The following is a 14,206-nucleotide window of genomic DNA, read 5'->3' as shown; positions in this document are numbered from 1 at the left end:
GTCTAGAATTACCACACCTAGTTTCTTGCAGCCATTGGTGCTGAGCATCTTGCTGACAATAAGTCTTTCCGCTTGCACTACCGCTAGTAAAACAGCATCAGATGCCCCTAGTTCGACCGATAGCAGTGGCACTACGCCTAATACCACATCTGCTAATGACAATAAAGGGGACGCCCAAAGCGATGTCCGCAAAAAACAAATCGAATCAGATATCCGCGCGCGGGAACAGCGCAATCAGATCGCTGGCGATCCTCAAAAACGCGATCCTGAAGATTTAGCCAGCCAAGTACGCGGCAAATTAGAAGCCAATATTCCCAACAGCAACCTGACAGTTACGGCTAAAGATGCCGAGGTTACAGTAGCTGGCACCGTCGCATCCAAAGAGCAACTCGCCAAGATCCAGCCTTTAGCATTGCAAATTAAAGGTGTCAAAACCGCAGTCGTCAAAGCTGTCGTCAAGCCTTAAAAATTCCCCGATCGTCAACTAAAGCAGCAGAAAAAATCATGGACATCTTAGCCTTAGATCTTAGCCTCGAACAAGAGTTTTTACTCAAAAACTACGAGCAACAAGTCAAACATTTAAGTAAAGAACAAGCACAAGAATTTTTGCTCGAAGCATTTCGCCAACTTGCGATCAAAGATAATGCGATTCGATCGCTAGTTAAGTCTAGCATCCTAAATATGGATTCACAGGCTTTAGATAGTACGGCGATCGATCGATCGGATCGCTCTAGCTATAGAATTCATCGGATCTAAAAGTTAGCCGATCGCGTGCAAACATTTATGCTAGCTCCCGATCGGTAGTCGCTCGGCTCGGATCTAGTTCGATCGCCAAGATCGTTTGTCTCCGAGGCAAACGATTTTGTGGCTTTCAAAAGTATATTCGATCGCCAATTATCGATCGATTAATCACATCTACTGCTGGTTATACCGTTCGATATCTGTCTATTTCTATTGACGCTAACTGGCAATAAACAGTTCATCCACTTGAGAGAAAGGAATTCATAGAGGTGACTGCTAAGTTATTAGCATAACCGTAAATTGAGGAACGTAGATATGAATTTAATTGCTTGGGTTGTTTTAGGTTTATTGGCTGGCGCGATCGCCAAAGCGATCGTCCCTGGCGATCAAGGTGGTGGTTGGCTTTCGACATTGATTTTAGGTGTAATCGGTGCGTTTATCGGAGGCAGTCTACACACCTTCATTCAGACAGGAACGCTGGCCTTAACAGCACCTGGTTTGAGTATTCCTGGTGTATTTGTAGCAGTTCTCGGTGCGATTATCGCGATTTACCTCTACGGCTTAGTAGCTCGTAGCAACGTCTAAGCGATCGCCATAACGATACTTAGATTGTTTACTTTTCACTGTTGTTTATCAATTTTTCGGAGGATTGAGAATATGAAATATCTAGCATCATTACTATCGAACATTCGTCCCGTGCGAATCTTGGTATCGATCTTCTTTGCTGCTGTCCTCATCTTCAGTAGCAGCGTCCCAGCATTTGCTGCCAATAGCGACGTCCACAAAGGGGTAGACCAACTTCCCCAAATCGAAGACAAATCTCTAGAAACACTAGACAAGCCACCGTTAACACTAGACGAAGTTACAGAACGCTCTCAAGGCGCGCTCAACGAAGTGCAACCTAATGCAGCCGACAGCGACAAAATGTATCGCAACACCGAAAGCAGCCCGAAACTGCCGATCGTCAAACAGGCCGAACGAGCACTCGATAAGCTCAAAAACGGTTAGAAGCAAGACTGCTATTTTTAAGCTGGTTACCGTCAAGCCAGCTCTTGCAGACCGATCGCAATACTCAAATCAGCTAAAAACCTTGTCAGTCAAGTTCACATTACAACTCTCGGAGAATTCTTATGGCATACGCAGATAGACCTAATGATTATATCGGCGAACGCACGCTACCAGTCGTCGCAGCCAACTATCACGACCAAGTTCGTTGGGGTCCCATCATTGCTGGCTTGGTACTCGCTTTAAGCACGCAATTGGTATTGAGTGCCTTAGGCGTAGCGATTGGAGCTGGTAGCATCGGTGAATCGGGCGCACCCCGTACCGAGGCACCTGGCGTAGGTACCAACATCGGGATTTGGTCGATCGTTAGCTTACTAATCTCGTTGTTCGTTGGCGGTTGGGCTGCTGCACGCACCGCAGGACGCATGAGCAAGAATACAGCTCTATTAAATGGAGCGATCTTGTGGGCATCAACTCTAGCACTCAGTGCGTGGTTGCTCTCTAGCGGTGTCTCTGGTGCATTTGGTGTAGCTGCATCCAATGCCGATACCGTTGTCAATCAAGCTAGACAAGCCTTACCGACAACTACCAACCCCACGACCGGACAAACTACTCCCAGAGCACCTAACATCACCGCGCAGCAAACTCGCGAGATTGCTGGTAATACATCTAAAGTAAGTTGGTCGTTCGTATTGGGTTCGCTGTTAGGCTTGGTGGCATCCTTAATCGGCTCGGCTGTCGGTCATCGCAATCCCCCCAGAAGCGCAACCCTAATCGATCGCGTCGAGTAAGTTGGGCCAATTTGGAAAACTTAGATCTTACTTGCCCTCACCCCCAGCCCCTCTCCCAATTTTGGGAGAGGGGAGCCGGAGCCGCAGGTGAGGGCAGGGTGAGGGCCAAAGAGATCTCACTGGCATAGATAACTAGCCAGATTGGAAAATTTCAAATTATTGCCTCGTCAAGGAGCAACACGAATGTTTGTAACTTTCTCGATATTTTCCACGCTGCAAGTGCAGTCGGCACGTCTTAAAGCAATTATTGCCGAACTCGATCGCAAACTAGAGGCTCGCTATGGAGAGCGTTATCGTAACTTCAAGCAACAAGCCGAAAACAAAGTCGATAGCGGCAAAGTTTGGTACGACAAAACCAAAGCTGAAGCTGAGGCTAATGGCACGATTCCCCTTGAAGAAAGACAGGAACGAGCCAGTCGCAAAGTAGCTGACGCTGGTTCGGCAGCAGCTCGCAAAGAAGCCGCTATCAAGGAACAGTTGAAAGGGATCTGGCAGAGTATCAAAACTCGCAAATCATCTTAAACTAAATCCGATTTCACTTTACCACCCAGTACATGTTCGGATTCGTTCGCGTTGGCGTTTAGCCTGCCGTAGGCACAGCGTCGGCTCTGCCGAATCGAGGCATAGCAACCTCATAATTAGCAATAGCTAACTATCGATTCAAAACGATCCGCAAGGGAGCGAGATCCAATTTGGTTTCGCTCCCAAAACCACCCCTAAAAATCATGGCAGTTTCTACCGCGATCGAGCTAACTAGATATTGGCTCCCGTAGCTCGGATCTGGAGGAGCTGCTGACGATCGGGTAACTAAAAATTATCGCTATAACTCTTCCGGATCGGAATGTGAGTTTGCGAACAGTATTCTTTAAAACCGTAGATTAGAAACAATGAACTTACTAAACCTCGTGCTCGCCATTTTAGTTCCACCCGTTGGTGTTTTTCTCACTTACGGTATCGGTACTACTTTATTTATCAACATTGCCTTGACGTTACTCGGCTGGATTCCCGGTAGCATTCACGCTGTTTGGGCACTGTACAAACGCAGCGAATTAAATGATTCAGCTTACAAGTAAAACTGGCATTAATTACCAGCTCTATCGTACATAAAAAATCTCAAATATATGAACAGCAACCTTATTGCCTATCTGGTCACTACATTAGCAACCGCACTGGGCTTATTAGTAGACGATGTGGTAGTTCCTGGAATCAACATTGCCAATTTTCCAGCAGCATTAATCGCAGCAACCGTTATCGGCTTAGTTAATGCTACCATCCGACCCACACTATCGGTGTTATCGCTACCGATCAACTTCTTGAGTTTAGGGCTATTTTCGTTCGTAATTAATGGCTTCTGCTTGTGGTTAGCAGCAGTATTAGTGCCTGGTTTTGCAATTCATGGCCTACTGGCATTCATTCTCGGCCCAGTCGTATTGTCCTTAACTAGCACTTTTCTCAACAACTATTTTGCTGAGAAAAAACTCGGATCGGGTTCTTCTCTTACACCTCAATAGGGGTGGATGAGTGGATGAGTGGATGGGTGGATGAGTATAGTTAAGACTTCCGCCCTATTTCCTCTTCCTTTCCCCTAAAACCTAAAGCCTAAAGCCTATCCCCTCTGCTCGATCGAGCATCTTTAAGAATTTAGCTTTGACCATCGATCGTCGCCTGGGAAATTATTTTCAGGTGACTTTTATGACGTCTTTGCTATTTTTTCAGTGGTAAAGATTGAGGCCGATAACTTATCGAAATAATAGTAATGGAGCGAGATAATGTTTTCAATTTTAGAATTATTGCCAATGTTTAGCGATCGATCGATCGAACTCGCACAAGTTCCGCTCGATGCCGAGGCATATGTGGCTCACAGTGTGTACAACACGCATCTAGTTGTTGGATTGTTAGCTGGCATCATGATGGCTTTTGCCTTCCAATTGTTACTCACCAATCTATCGGTAGCCTTAGTCGCTACCCCTGGCGATGTCCCCGTCGATATCGATGGCGATGACGATGATAGTTTGATGGATACAGTACGCGGCATCGAAACCAAAGTTGGCATCGGCGTACTGGTGACGGCTACAATCGCATTATTTGCCGCTTCCTATCTAGCGGTAAAATTTAGCTTAGTTGGCGACGCATTTACTGGCGCGCTGATTGGTGTCACCATTTGGGCAACCTACTTTACCGTTTTAGTCTGGCTCGGATCTAATGCTGTCGGCTCCTTGATGGGGTCGATCGTCAGTACGGCTACTTCTGGCATTCAGGGACTTATGGGCACCGCCACGGGCGCGATCGGGGCGAGTGTGGCCAAAAACCAAGCCATCTCGACTGCCGAAGATATTACCGCTGCCGTCCGTCGCGAATTAACCTCCGGTATCGATGCCAGCAGCATTCAGAAGACATTGCAAAGCTCGCTCAGTGGCTTGAAAGTGCCCGATCTCGATGTCGATAAAATCGGTTCGCAATTCGAGCAACTAATTAAAAACTCCGATCTTAAGGATTTTGCCAATAGCGATCTGCTTAAAAATATCGATCGCCAAACCTTTGTAGACTTAGCCAGCAGTCGCACCGACTTATCCAAACAAGACATTAACAAAATTGCCGATAAGCTCGAAAGTATCTGGAAACAACAGTCGCAAGGTGGTAAAACCGACGTTCCCAGCCAGTTGAAATCGTTGCTCGATACCGTCAGTGCCGAAAATTTCAACCCTGACGAACTCACTACCCAACTCCAATCGATCGTTAAAAGTAGCAACCTTGGCGGTGGTAACGGTGGTAGTTTAGCCGAGCGCGCCTTAGAAGTCGGTTTGAGTACCCTCGTCGGTAAAGTGGTGCAAAACGCCAATCTGTCCGATGTCGATGTCGAAAAGGTTGCCACTCAAGTCAACAAAATCAAATCGGCAGTACTCAGCGGTAAAACATCGGGACAAGAGTCTCCAGACGCCACTGCAACTGAAGAAACCCGCCCATTTAGCGTCATTCAGGCAGACTTACAAGACTACCTGCTCTCTGCCCCAGCGTGGAAACTCAGCCAAGCCAATATCAAGGAAGAATTTAAAGACGTCGTATTCGATCCGCAAGCCGATCCGGCAGCGATCCGCCAACAATTAGAGCCGATCGATCGCAACTACTTCGTCCAAACCCTCTCCATGCGCGACGATCTTCAGTCAGACAGCATCGAGGCTCTGGCTAACTATTTCGACGAAGCCAAATCGGAAGTATTAGACTCTACCCGCGTACCCGATTCAGCTTCAGTACCAGCTCTAGATCTCCAAGCTCAAGCTCAAGAGCTACGGACTAAAGTCGAAACTTACCTGCGCGAAACCAATAAAGAAGAACTCAATCCCGACGGCATTGCCCGCGATTTCCAAGTCCTATTTGAAGATCCCAAAGCGGGAATCGATGCTCTGCGCGATCGCCTATCGCAATTCGATCGCGATACCTTGGTACAGTTATTAAACCAGCGTCAAGACCTCGACGAAGACCAGATAAATAAACTGATCGATCGCGTCGAATCTGTCCGTACCAGCGTCTTAGATGCACCGCGCCAAGCCACCGAGCAAGCTAAAGCCCAGTACGAAAAAACCACTGCGGCGATCGCCGAATACCTCCGGAAAACCAACCTCGAAGAACTCGATCCTGACGGTATCAAGCGCGATCTTCAAACCTTATTAGACGACCCCAAAGCCGGAGCTGACGCACTGCGCGAGCGGTTAGCTCAAGTCGATCGCGAGACACTTGTCAAGCTCCTCACCCAGCAAGGCAACCTCACCGAAGAACAAGTCAACCAAAGCGTAGATCGCTTGCAATCAGCAATTACGTCGATCGTTAAAGCACCCCGCCGTCTCGCCAGCCGCGCCAAAAAACAAGCCGCCGACTTTGAAGCAAATCTCGAAAACTACCTCCGCAACACCAATAAAGAGGAGTTAAATCCCGACAGCATCAAACGCGACTTAGAACTCTTACTCAAAGATCCCAGTGCTGGCTTCAATAGTTTAGGCGATCGCGTCAGCCAATTCGATCGTTCCACCTTCGTCGCCCTCCTCTCCCAGCGCGAAGATATCAGCGAAGAAGAAGCCAATCGGATTGCCGAGCAAGTCGAATCTTCCTATCGCAATATCGTCGAGCAATTCCAAAAAATCCAACAACTCGCCAAATCGTCCGTCGATAAACTCTTCGGTAACGTCCGCGACTATCTCAACGCCCTCGATCGTCCCGAACTCAACTACGAAGGCATCCAAGCCGACTTTAGCAAACTCTTTGACGATCCTCAAGCCGGATTTGAAGCTCTCGGCGATCGCCTCGGCGATTTCGATCGGGATACGCTAATTGCCGTCCTCAGCTCCCGCGAGGATATCTCTCAAGCCGATGCCGAACGCATTGTCTCGAAAATTGAAGAAACCCGCGATAGCGTGCTCCAACGGGCTAAAACCGTCCAGCAAGAGGTCAAAAAACGCTATAAGGCTGTGAAGCGTCAAGCGCAAAAACAAGCGATCGAAACTCAAAAGATCGCCGCTGGTGCTGCTTGGTGGTTGTTCGGTACTGCGCTCAGTTCTCTGGCTGCATCGGCGATCGCCGATGCAGCCAGAGAACTGAGCGCAGTACCGAACAACCACCAAGCAGCACCAGCGGCGATCTTTTGAGTTTCGATCGCTTGTTTTTGCGCTTGACGCTTCACAGCCTTATAGCGTTTTTTGACCTCTTGCTGGACGGTTTTAGCCCGTTGGAGCACGCTATCGCGGGTTTCTTCAATTTTCGAGACAATGCGTTCGGCATCGGCTTGAGAGATATCCTCGCGGGAGCTGAGGACGGCAATTAGCGTATCCCGATCGAAATCGCCGAGGCGATCGCCGAGAGCTTCAAATCCGGCTTGAGGATCGTCAAAGAGTTTGCTAAAGTCGGCTTGGATGCCTTCGTAGTTGAGTTCGGGACGATCGAGGGCGTTGAGATAGTCGCGGACGTTACCGAAGAGTTTATCGACGGACGATTTGGCGAGTTGTTGGATTTTTTGGAATTGCTCGACGATATTGCGATAGGAAGATTCGACTTGCTCGGCAATCCGATTGGCTTCTTCTTCGCTGATATCTTCGCGCTGGGAGAGGAGGGCGACGAAGGTGGAACGATCGAATTGGCTGACGCGATCGCCTAAACTATTGAAGCCAGCACTGGGATCTTTGAGTAAGAGTTCTAAGTCGCGTTTGATGCTGTCGGGATTTAACTCCTCTTTATTGGTGTTGCGGAGGTAGTTTTCGAGATTTGCTTCAAAGTCGGCGGCTTGTTTTTTGGCGCGGCTGGCGAGACGGCGGGGTGCTTTAACGATCGACGTAATTGCTGATTGCAAGCGATCTACGCTTTGGTTGACTTGTTCTTCGGTGAGGTTGCCTTGCTGGGTGAGGAGCTTGACAAGTGTCTCGCGATCGACTTGAGCTAACCGCTCGCGCAGTGCGTCAGCTCCGGCTTTGGGGTCGTCTAATAAGGTTTGAAGATCGCGCTTGATACCGTCAGGATCGAGTTCTTCGAGGTTGGTTTTCCGGAGGTATTCGGCGATCGCCGCAGTGGTTTTTTCGTACTGGGCTTTAGCTTGCTCGGTGGCTTGGCGCGGTGCATCTAAGACGCTGGTACGGACAGATTCGACGCGATCGATCAGTTTATTTATCTGGTCTTCGTCGAGGTCTTGACGCTGGTTTAATAACTGTACCAAGGTATCGCGATCGAATTGCGATAGGCGATCGCGCAGAGCATCGATTCCCGCTTTGGGATCTTCAAATAGGACTTGGAAATCGCGGGCAATGCCGTCGGGATTGAGTTCTTCTTTATTGGTTTCGCGCAGGTAAGTTTCGACTTTAGTCCGTAGCTCTTGAGCTTGAGCTTGGAGATCTAGAGCTGGTACTGAAGCTGAATCGGGTACGCGGGTAGAGTCTAATACTTCCGATTTGGCTTCGTCGAAATAGTTAGCCAGAGCCTCGATGCTGTCTGACTGAAGATCGTCGCGCATGGAGAGGGTTTGGACGAAGTAGTTGCGATCGATCGGCTCTAATTGTTGGCGGATCGCTGCCGGATCGGCTTGCGGATCGAATACGACGTCTTTAAATTCTTCCTTGATATTGGCTTGGCTGAGTTTCCACGCTGGGGCAGAGAGCAGGTAGTCTTGTAAGTCTGCCTGAATGACGCTAAATGGGCGGGTTTCTTCAGTTGCAGTGGCGTCTGGAGACTCTTGTCCCGATGTTTTACCGCTGAGTACTGCCGATTTGATTTTGTTGACTTGAGTGGCAACCTTTTCGACATCGACATCGGACAGATTGGCGTTTTGCACCACTTTACCGACGAGGGTACTCAAACCGACTTCTAAGGCGCGCTCGGCTAAACTACCACCGTTACCACCGCCAAGGTTGCTACTTTTAACGATCGATTGGAGTTGGGTAGTGAGTTCGTCAGGGTTGAAATTTTCGGCACTGACGGTATCGAGCAACGATTTCAACTGGCTGGGAACGTCGGTTTTACCACCTTGCGACTGTTGTTTCCAGATACTTTCGAGCTTATCGGCAATTTTGTTAATGTCTTGTTTGGATAAGTCGGTGCGACTGCTGGCTAAGTCTACAAAGGTTTGGCGATCGATATTTTTAAGCAGATCGCTATTGGCAAAATCCTTAAGATCGGAGTTTTTAATTAGTTGCTCGAATTGCGAACCGATTTTATCGACATCGAGATCGGGCACTTTCAAGCCACTGAGCGAGCTTTGCAATGTCTTCTGAATGCTGCTGGCATCGATACCGGAGGTTAATTCGCGACGGACGGCAGCGGTAATATCTTCGGCAGTCGAGATGGCTTGGTTTTTGGCCACACTCGCCCCGATCGCGCCCGTGGCGGTGCCCATAAGTCCCTGAATGCCAGAAGTAGCCGTACTGACGATCGACCCCATCAAGGAGCCGACAGCATTAGATCCGAGCCAGACTAAAACGGTAAAGTAGGTTGCCCAAATGGTGACACCAATCAGCGCGCCAGTAAATGCGTCGCCAACTAAGCTAAATTTTACCGCTAGATAGGAAGCGGCAAATAATGCGATTGTAGCCGTCACCAGTACGCCGATGCCAACTTTGGTTTCGATGCCGCGTACTGTATCCATCAAACTATCATCGTCATCGCCATCGATATCGACGGGGACATCGCCAGGGGTAGCGACTAAGGCTACCGATAGATTGGTGAGTAACAATTGGAAGGCAAAAGCCATCATGATGCCAGCTAACAATCCAACAACTAGATGCGTGTTGTACACACTGTGAGCCACATATGCCTCGGCATCGAGCGGAACTTGTGCGAGTTCGATCGATCGATCGCTAAACATTGGCAATAATTCTAAAATTGAAAACATTATCTCGCTCCATTACTATTATTTCGATAAGTTATCGGCCTCAATCTTTACCACTGAAAAAATAGCAAAGACGTCATAAAAGTCACCTGAAAATAATTTCCCAGGCGACGATCGATGGTCAAAGCTAAATTCTTAAAGATGCTCGATCGAGCAGAGGGGATAGGCTTTAGGCTTTAGGTTTTAGGGGAAAGGAAGAGGAAATAGGGCGGAAGTCTTAACTATACTCATCCACCCATCCACTCATCCACTCATCCACCCCTATTGAGGTGTAAGAGAAGAACCCGATCCGAGTTTTTTCTCAGCAAAATAGTTGTTGAGAAAAGTGCTAGTTAAGGACAATACGACTGGGCCGAGAATGAATGCCAGTAGGCCATGAATTGCAAAACCAGGCACTAATACTGCTGCTAACCACAAGCAGAAGCCATTAATTACGAACGAAAATAGCCCTAAACTCAAGAAGTTGATCGGTAGCGATAACACCGATAGTGTGGGTCGGATGGTAGCATTAACTAAGCCGATAACGGTTGCTGCGATTAATGCTGCTGGAAAATTGGCAATGTTGATTCCAGGAACTACCACATCGTCTACTAATAAGCCCAGTGCGGTTGCTAATGTAGTGACCAGATAGGCAATAAGGTTGCTGTTCATATATTTGAGATTTTTTATGTACGATAGAGCTGGTAATTAATGCCAGTTTTACTTGTAAGCTGAATCATTTAATTCGCTGCGTTTGTACAGTGCCCAAACAGCGTGAATGCTACCGGGAATCCAGCCGAGTAACGTCAAGGCAATGTTGATAAATAAAGTAGTACCGATACCGTAAGTGAGAAAAACACCAACGGGTGGAACTAAAATGGCGAGCACGAGGTTTAGTAAGTTCATTGTTTCTAATCTACGGTTTTAAAGAATACTGTTCGCAAACTCACATTCCGATCCGGAAGAGTTATAGCGATAATTTTTAGTTACCCGATCGTCAGCAGCTCCTCCAGATCCGAGCTACGGGAGCCAATATCTAGTTAGCTCGATCGCGGTAGAAACTGCCATGATTTTTAGGGGTGGTTTTGGGAGCGAAACCAAATTGGATCTCGCTCCCTTGCGGATCGTTTTGAATCGATAGTTAGCTATTGCTAATTATGAGGTTGCTATGCCTCGATTCGGCAGAGCCGACGCTGTGCCTACGGCAGGCTAAACGCCAACGCGAACGAATCCGAACATGTACTGGGTGGTAAAGTGAAATCGGATTTAGTTTAAGATGATTTGCGAGTTTTGATACTCTGCCAGATCCCTTTCAACTGTTCCTTGATAGCGGCTTCTTTGCGAGCTGCTGCCGAACCAGCGTCAGCTACTTTGCGACTGGCTCGTTCCTGTCTTTCTTCAAGGGGAATCGTGCCATTAGCCTCAGCTTCAGCTTTGGTTTTGTCGTACCAAACTTTGCCGCTATCGACTTTGTTTTCGGCTTGTTGCTTGAAGTTACGATAACGCTCTCCATAGCGAGCCTCTAGTTTGCGATCGAGTTCGGCAATAATTGCTTTAAGACGTGCCGACTGCACTTGCAGCGTGGAAAATATCGAGAAAGTTACAAACATTCGTGTTGCTCCTTGACGAGGCAATAATTTGAAATTTTCCAATCTGGCTAGTTATCTATGCCAGTGAGATCTCTTTGGCCCTCACCCTGCCCTCACCTGCGGCTCCGGCTCCCCTCTCCCAAAATTGGGAGAGGGGCTGGGGGTGAGGGCAAGTAAGATCTAAGTTTTCCAAATTGGCCCAACTTACTCGACGCGATCGATTAGGGTTGCGCTTCTGGGGGGATTGCGATGACCGACAGCCGAGCCGATTAAGGATGCCACCAAGCCTAACAGCGAACCCAATACGAACGACCAACTTACTTTAGATGTATTACCAGCAATCTCGCGAGTTTGCTGCGCGGTGATGTTAGGTGCTCTGGGAGTAGTTTGTCCGGTCGTGGGGTTGGTAGTTGTCGGTAAGGCTTGTCTAGCTTGATTGACAACGGTATCGGCATTGGATGCAGCTACACCAAATGCACCAGAGACACCGCTAGAGAGCAACCACGCACTGAGTGCTAGAGTTGATGCCCACAAGATCGCTCCATTTAATAGAGCTGTATTCTTGCTCATGCGTCCTGCGGTGCGTGCAGCAGCCCAACCGCCAACGAACAACGAGATTAGTAAGCTAACGATCGACCAAATCCCGATGTTGGTACCTACGCCAGGTGCCTCGGTACGGGGTGCGCCCGATTCACCGATGCTACCAGCTCCAATCGCTACGCCTAAGGCACTCAATACCAATTGCGTGCTTAAAGCGAGTACCAAGCCAGCAATGATGGGACCCCAACGAACTTGGTCGTGATAGTTGGCTGCGACGACTGGTAGCGTGCGTTCGCCGATATAATCATTAGGTCTATCTGCGTATGCCATAAGAATTCTCCGAGAGTTGTAATGTGAACTTGACTGACAAGGTTTTTAGCTGATTTGAGTATTGCGATCGGTCTGCAAGAGCTGGCTTGACGGTAACCAGCTTAAAAATAGCAGTCTTGCTTCTAACCGTTTTTGAGCTTATCGAGTGCTCGTTCGGCCTGTTTGACGATCGGCAGTTTCGGGCTGCTTTCGGTGTTGCGATACATTTTGTCGCTGTCGGCTGCATTAGGTTGCACTTCGTTGAGCGCGCCTTGAGAGCGTTCTGTAACTTCGTCTAGTGTTAACGGTGGCTTGTCTAGTGTTTCTAGAGATTTGTCTTCGATTTGGGGAAGTTGGTCTACCCCTTTGTGGACGTCGCTATTGGCAGCAAATGCTGGGACGCTGCTACTGAAGATGAGGACAGCAGCAAAGAAGATCGATACCAAGATTCGCACGGGACGAATGTTCGATAGTAATGATGCTAGATATTTCATATTCTCAATCCTCCGAAAAATTGATAAACAACAGTGAAAAGTAAACAATCTAAGTATCGTTATGGCGATCGCTTAGACGTTGCTACGAGCTACTAAGCCGTAGAGGTAAATCGCGATAATCGCACCGAGAACTGCTACAAATACACCAGGAATACTCAAACCAGGTGCTGTTAAGGCCAGCGTTCCTGTCTGAATGAAGGTGTGTAGACTGCCTCCGATAAACGCACCGATTACACCTAAAATCAATGTCGAAAGCCAACCACCACCTTGATCGCCAGGGACGATCGCTTTGGCGATCGCGCCAGCCAATAAACCTAAAACAACCCAAGCAATTAAATTCATATCTACGTTCCTCAATTTACGGTTATGCTAATAACTTAGCAGTCACCTCTATGAATTCCTTTCTCTCAAGTGGATGAACTGTTTATTGCCAGTTAGCGTCAATAGAAATAGACAGATATCGAACGGTATAACCAGCAGTAGATGTGATTAATCGATCGATAATTGGCGATCGAATATACTTTTGAAAGCCACAAAATCGTTTGCCTCGGAGACAAACGATCTTGGCGATCGAACTAGATCCGAGCCGAGCGACTACCGATCGGGAGCTAGCATAAATGTTTGCACGCGATCGGCTAACTTTTAGATCCGATGAATTCTATAGCTAGAGCGATCCGATCGATCGATCGCCGTACTATCTAAAGCCTGTGAATCCATATTTAGGATGCTAGACTTAACTAGCGATCGAATCGCATTATCTTTGATCGCAAGTTGGCGAAATGCTTCGAGCAAAAATTCTTGTGCTTGTTCTTTACTTAAATGTTTGACTTGTTGCTCGTAGTTTTTGAGTAAAAACTCTTGTTCGAGGCTAAGATCTAAGGCTAAGATGTCCATGATTTTTTCTGCTGCTTTAGTTGACGATCGGGGAATTTTTAAGGCTTGACGACAGCTTTGACGACTGCGGTTTTGACACCTTTAATTTGCAATGCTAAAGGCTGGATCTTGGCGAGTTGCTCTTTGGATGCGACGGTGCCAGCTACTGTAACCTCGGCATCTTTAGCCGTAACTGTCAGGTTGCTGTTGGGAATATTGGCTTCTAATTTGCCGCGTACTTGGCTGGCTAAATCTTCAGGATCGCGTTTTTGAGGATCGCCAGCGATCTGATTGCGCTGTTCCCGCGCGCGGATATCTGATTCGATTTGTTTTTTGCGGACATCGCTTTGGGCGTCCCCTTTATTGTCATTAGCAGATGTGGTATTAGGCGTAGTGCCACTGCTATCGGTCGAACTAGGGGCATCTGATGCTGTTTTACTAGCGGTAGTGCAAGCGGAAAGACTTATTGTCAGCAAGATGCTCAGCACCAATGGCTGCAAGAAACTAGGTGTGGTAATTCTAGAC

General features: G+C 47.9%; 17 protein-coding genes and 1 pseudogene. 9 read left to right on the top strand and 9 right to left on the bottom strand.

All coding sequences use genetic code 11. The annotated features are described in order from the left end of the window. The first annotated feature begins 7 nt into the window (after positions 1-7). From C7B77_RS10335 to C7B77_RS10375, 9 genes and pseudogenes are all read left to right on the top strand, one after another. Positions 8-466, top strand: coding sequence for a BON domain-containing protein (locus C7B77_RS10335; RefSeq protein WP_342761350.1), 459 nt, complete (start codon positions 8-10; stop codon positions 464-466). A gap of 38 nt (positions 467-504) precedes the next feature. After that, positions 505-756: an NblA/ycf18 family protein gene (locus C7B77_RS10340; RefSeq protein WP_106303773.1), complete on the top strand. Its 252-nt coding sequence runs from the start codon at positions 505-507 to the stop codon at positions 754-756. Positions 757-1,056: 300 nt separating this feature from the next. Continuing rightward, entirely contained in the window at positions 1,057-1,326 is a 270-nt protein-coding gene (locus C7B77_RS10345; RefSeq protein WP_106303776.1) for a GlsB/YeaQ/YmgE family stress response membrane protein, read from the top strand. Between the two features lie 72 nt (positions 1,327-1,398). Continuing rightward, positions 1,399-1,749, top strand: coding sequence for a hypothetical protein (locus tag C7B77_RS10350; protein ID WP_106303779.1), 351 nt, complete (start codon positions 1,399-1,401; stop codon positions 1,747-1,749). 122 nt (positions 1,750-1,871) lie between these two features. Continuing rightward, complete coding sequence (locus tag C7B77_RS10355) at positions 1,872-2,537, top strand: hypothetical protein (RefSeq protein ID WP_106303782.1); 666 nt, start codon at positions 1,872-1,874, stop codon at positions 2,535-2,537. 183 nt (positions 2,538-2,720) lie between these two features. After that, entirely contained in the window at positions 2,721-3,059 is a 339-nt protein-coding gene (locus C7B77_RS10360; RefSeq protein ID WP_146138259.1) for a hypothetical protein, read from the top strand. Between the two features lie 365 nt (positions 3,060-3,424). Further along, positions 3,425-3,610: a YqaE/Pmp3 family membrane protein gene (locus tag C7B77_RS10365; protein ID WP_106303788.1), complete on the top strand. Its 186-nt coding sequence runs from the start codon at positions 3,425-3,427 to the stop codon at positions 3,608-3,610. A 48-nt stretch (positions 3,611-3,658) separates the two neighbouring features. Beyond that, positions 3,659-4,048 (top strand): phage holin family protein, encoded by a 390-nt coding sequence (locus C7B77_RS10370; protein WP_106303790.1) that lies wholly within the window; start codon positions 3,659-3,661, stop codon positions 4,046-4,048. A gap of 258 nt (positions 4,049-4,306) precedes the next feature. Further along, a pseudogene (locus tag C7B77_RS10375) lies at positions 4,307-7,114 on the top strand (MFS transporter); the annotation flags it as partial. Here the strand turns inward: C7B77_RS10375 and C7B77_RS31885 are convergent. The 9 genes from C7B77_RS31885 to C7B77_RS10420 all read right to left on the bottom strand — a co-directional run bounded on the left by C7B77_RS31885 (position 7,033) and on the right by C7B77_RS10420 (position 14,199). Next, entirely contained in the window at positions 7,033-9,900 is a 2,868-nt protein-coding gene (locus tag C7B77_RS31885; RefSeq protein WP_106303794.1) for a hypothetical protein, read from the bottom strand. The pseudogene C7B77_RS10375 and the gene C7B77_RS31885 overlap by 82 nt on opposite strands. Before the next feature lie 258 nt (positions 9,901-10,158). Then, complete coding sequence (locus C7B77_RS10385; protein ID WP_106303790.1) at positions 10,159-10,548, bottom strand: phage holin family protein; 390 nt, start codon at positions 10,546-10,548, stop codon at positions 10,159-10,161. A 48-nt stretch (positions 10,549-10,596) separates the two neighbouring features. Further along, positions 10,597-10,782 carry a YqaE/Pmp3 family membrane protein gene (locus C7B77_RS10390; protein ID WP_106303788.1) on the bottom strand — a complete coding sequence of 62 codons (186 nt, stop codon included), beginning with the start codon at positions 10,780-10,782 and terminating at the stop codon, positions 10,597-10,599. 365 nt (positions 10,783-11,147) lie between these two features. Then, complete coding sequence (locus C7B77_RS10395; RefSeq protein ID WP_146138259.1) at positions 11,148-11,486, bottom strand: hypothetical protein; 339 nt, start codon at positions 11,484-11,486, stop codon at positions 11,148-11,150. 183 nt (positions 11,487-11,669) lie between these two features. Beyond that, a complete protein-coding gene (locus tag C7B77_RS10400; RefSeq protein WP_106303782.1) occupies positions 11,670-12,335 on the bottom strand; it encodes a hypothetical protein in 666 nt (221 codons plus the stop codon). 122 nt (positions 12,336-12,457) lie between these two features. Continuing rightward, a complete protein-coding gene (locus C7B77_RS10405; RefSeq protein ID WP_106303779.1) occupies positions 12,458-12,808 on the bottom strand; it encodes a hypothetical protein in 351 nt (116 codons plus the stop codon). A 72-nt stretch (positions 12,809-12,880) separates the two neighbouring features. After that, positions 12,881-13,150, bottom strand: a complete 270-nt coding sequence (locus C7B77_RS10410) for a GlsB/YeaQ/YmgE family stress response membrane protein (RefSeq protein WP_106303776.1) — start codon at positions 13,148-13,150, stop codon at positions 12,881-12,883. A gap of 300 nt (positions 13,151-13,450) precedes the next feature. Then, positions 13,451-13,702 carry an NblA/ycf18 family protein gene (locus C7B77_RS10415; RefSeq protein WP_106303773.1) on the bottom strand — a complete coding sequence of 84 codons (252 nt, stop codon included), beginning with the start codon at positions 13,700-13,702 and terminating at the stop codon, positions 13,451-13,453. 38 nt (positions 13,703-13,740) lie between these two features. Next, on the bottom strand, positions 13,741-14,199 hold the full coding sequence (locus C7B77_RS10420) for a BON domain-containing protein (protein ID WP_342761350.1): 459 nt from the start codon (positions 14,197-14,199) through the stop codon (positions 13,741-13,743). Positions 14,200-14,206: the final 7 nt, after the last annotated feature.

Origin of the sequence: Chamaesiphon polymorphus CCALA 037 (assembly GCF_003003845.1) — a bacterium.
GTDB lineage: Bacteria > Cyanobacteriota > Cyanobacteriia > Cyanobacteriales > Chamaesiphonaceae > Chamaesiphon > Chamaesiphon polymorphus.
Note: the sequence above shows the minus strand (reverse complement) of the source record. Positions and strands in the feature narration are given on the sequence as shown.

What these genes read in the sequence shown, in the direction of transcription:
- C7B77_RS10345 (WP_106303776.1), top strand. Translation starts at nt 1,057, where the DNA reads ATGAATTTAATTGCTTGGGTTGTTTTAGGTTTATTGGCTGGCGCGATC.
- C7B77_RS10350 (WP_106303779.1), top strand. Translation starts at nt 1,399, where the DNA reads ATGAAATATCTAGCATCATTACTATCGAACATTCGTCCCGTGCGAATC.
- C7B77_RS10370 (WP_106303790.1), top strand. Translation starts at nt 3,659, where the DNA reads ATGAACAGCAACCTTATTGCCTATCTGGTCACTACATTAGCAACCGCA.
- C7B77_RS10415 (WP_106303773.1), bottom strand. Translation starts at nt 13,702, where the DNA reads ATGGACATCTTAGCCTTAGATCTTAGCCTCGAACAAGAGTTTTTACTC.
- C7B77_RS10385 (WP_106303790.1), bottom strand. Translation starts at nt 10,548, where the DNA reads ATGAACAGCAACCTTATTGCCTATCTGGTCACTACATTAGCAACCGCA.
- C7B77_RS31885 (WP_106303794.1), bottom strand. Translation starts at nt 9,900, where the DNA reads ATGTTTTCAATTTTAGAATTATTGCCAATGTTTAGCGATCGATCGATC.
- C7B77_RS10365 (WP_106303788.1), top strand. Translation starts at nt 3,425, where the DNA reads ATGAACTTACTAAACCTCGTGCTCGCCATTTTAGTTCCACCCGTTGGT.
- C7B77_RS10405 (WP_106303779.1), bottom strand. Translation starts at nt 12,808, where the DNA reads ATGAAATATCTAGCATCATTACTATCGAACATTCGTCCCGTGCGAATC.
- C7B77_RS10355 (WP_106303782.1), top strand. Translation starts at nt 1,872, where the DNA reads ATGGCATACGCAGATAGACCTAATGATTATATCGGCGAACGCACGCTA.
- C7B77_RS10390 (WP_106303788.1), bottom strand. Translation starts at nt 10,782, where the DNA reads ATGAACTTACTAAACCTCGTGCTCGCCATTTTAGTTCCACCCGTTGGT.
- C7B77_RS10360 (WP_146138259.1), top strand. Translation starts at nt 2,721, where the DNA reads ATGTTTGTAACTTTCTCGATATTTTCCACGCTGCAAGTGCAGTCGGCA.
- C7B77_RS10400 (WP_106303782.1), bottom strand. Translation starts at nt 12,335, where the DNA reads ATGGCATACGCAGATAGACCTAATGATTATATCGGCGAACGCACGCTA.
- C7B77_RS10395 (WP_146138259.1), bottom strand. Translation starts at nt 11,486, where the DNA reads ATGTTTGTAACTTTCTCGATATTTTCCACGCTGCAAGTGCAGTCGGCA.
- C7B77_RS10410 (WP_106303776.1), bottom strand. Translation starts at nt 13,150, where the DNA reads ATGAATTTAATTGCTTGGGTTGTTTTAGGTTTATTGGCTGGCGCGATC.
- C7B77_RS10340 (WP_106303773.1), top strand. Translation starts at nt 505, where the DNA reads ATGGACATCTTAGCCTTAGATCTTAGCCTCGAACAAGAGTTTTTACTC.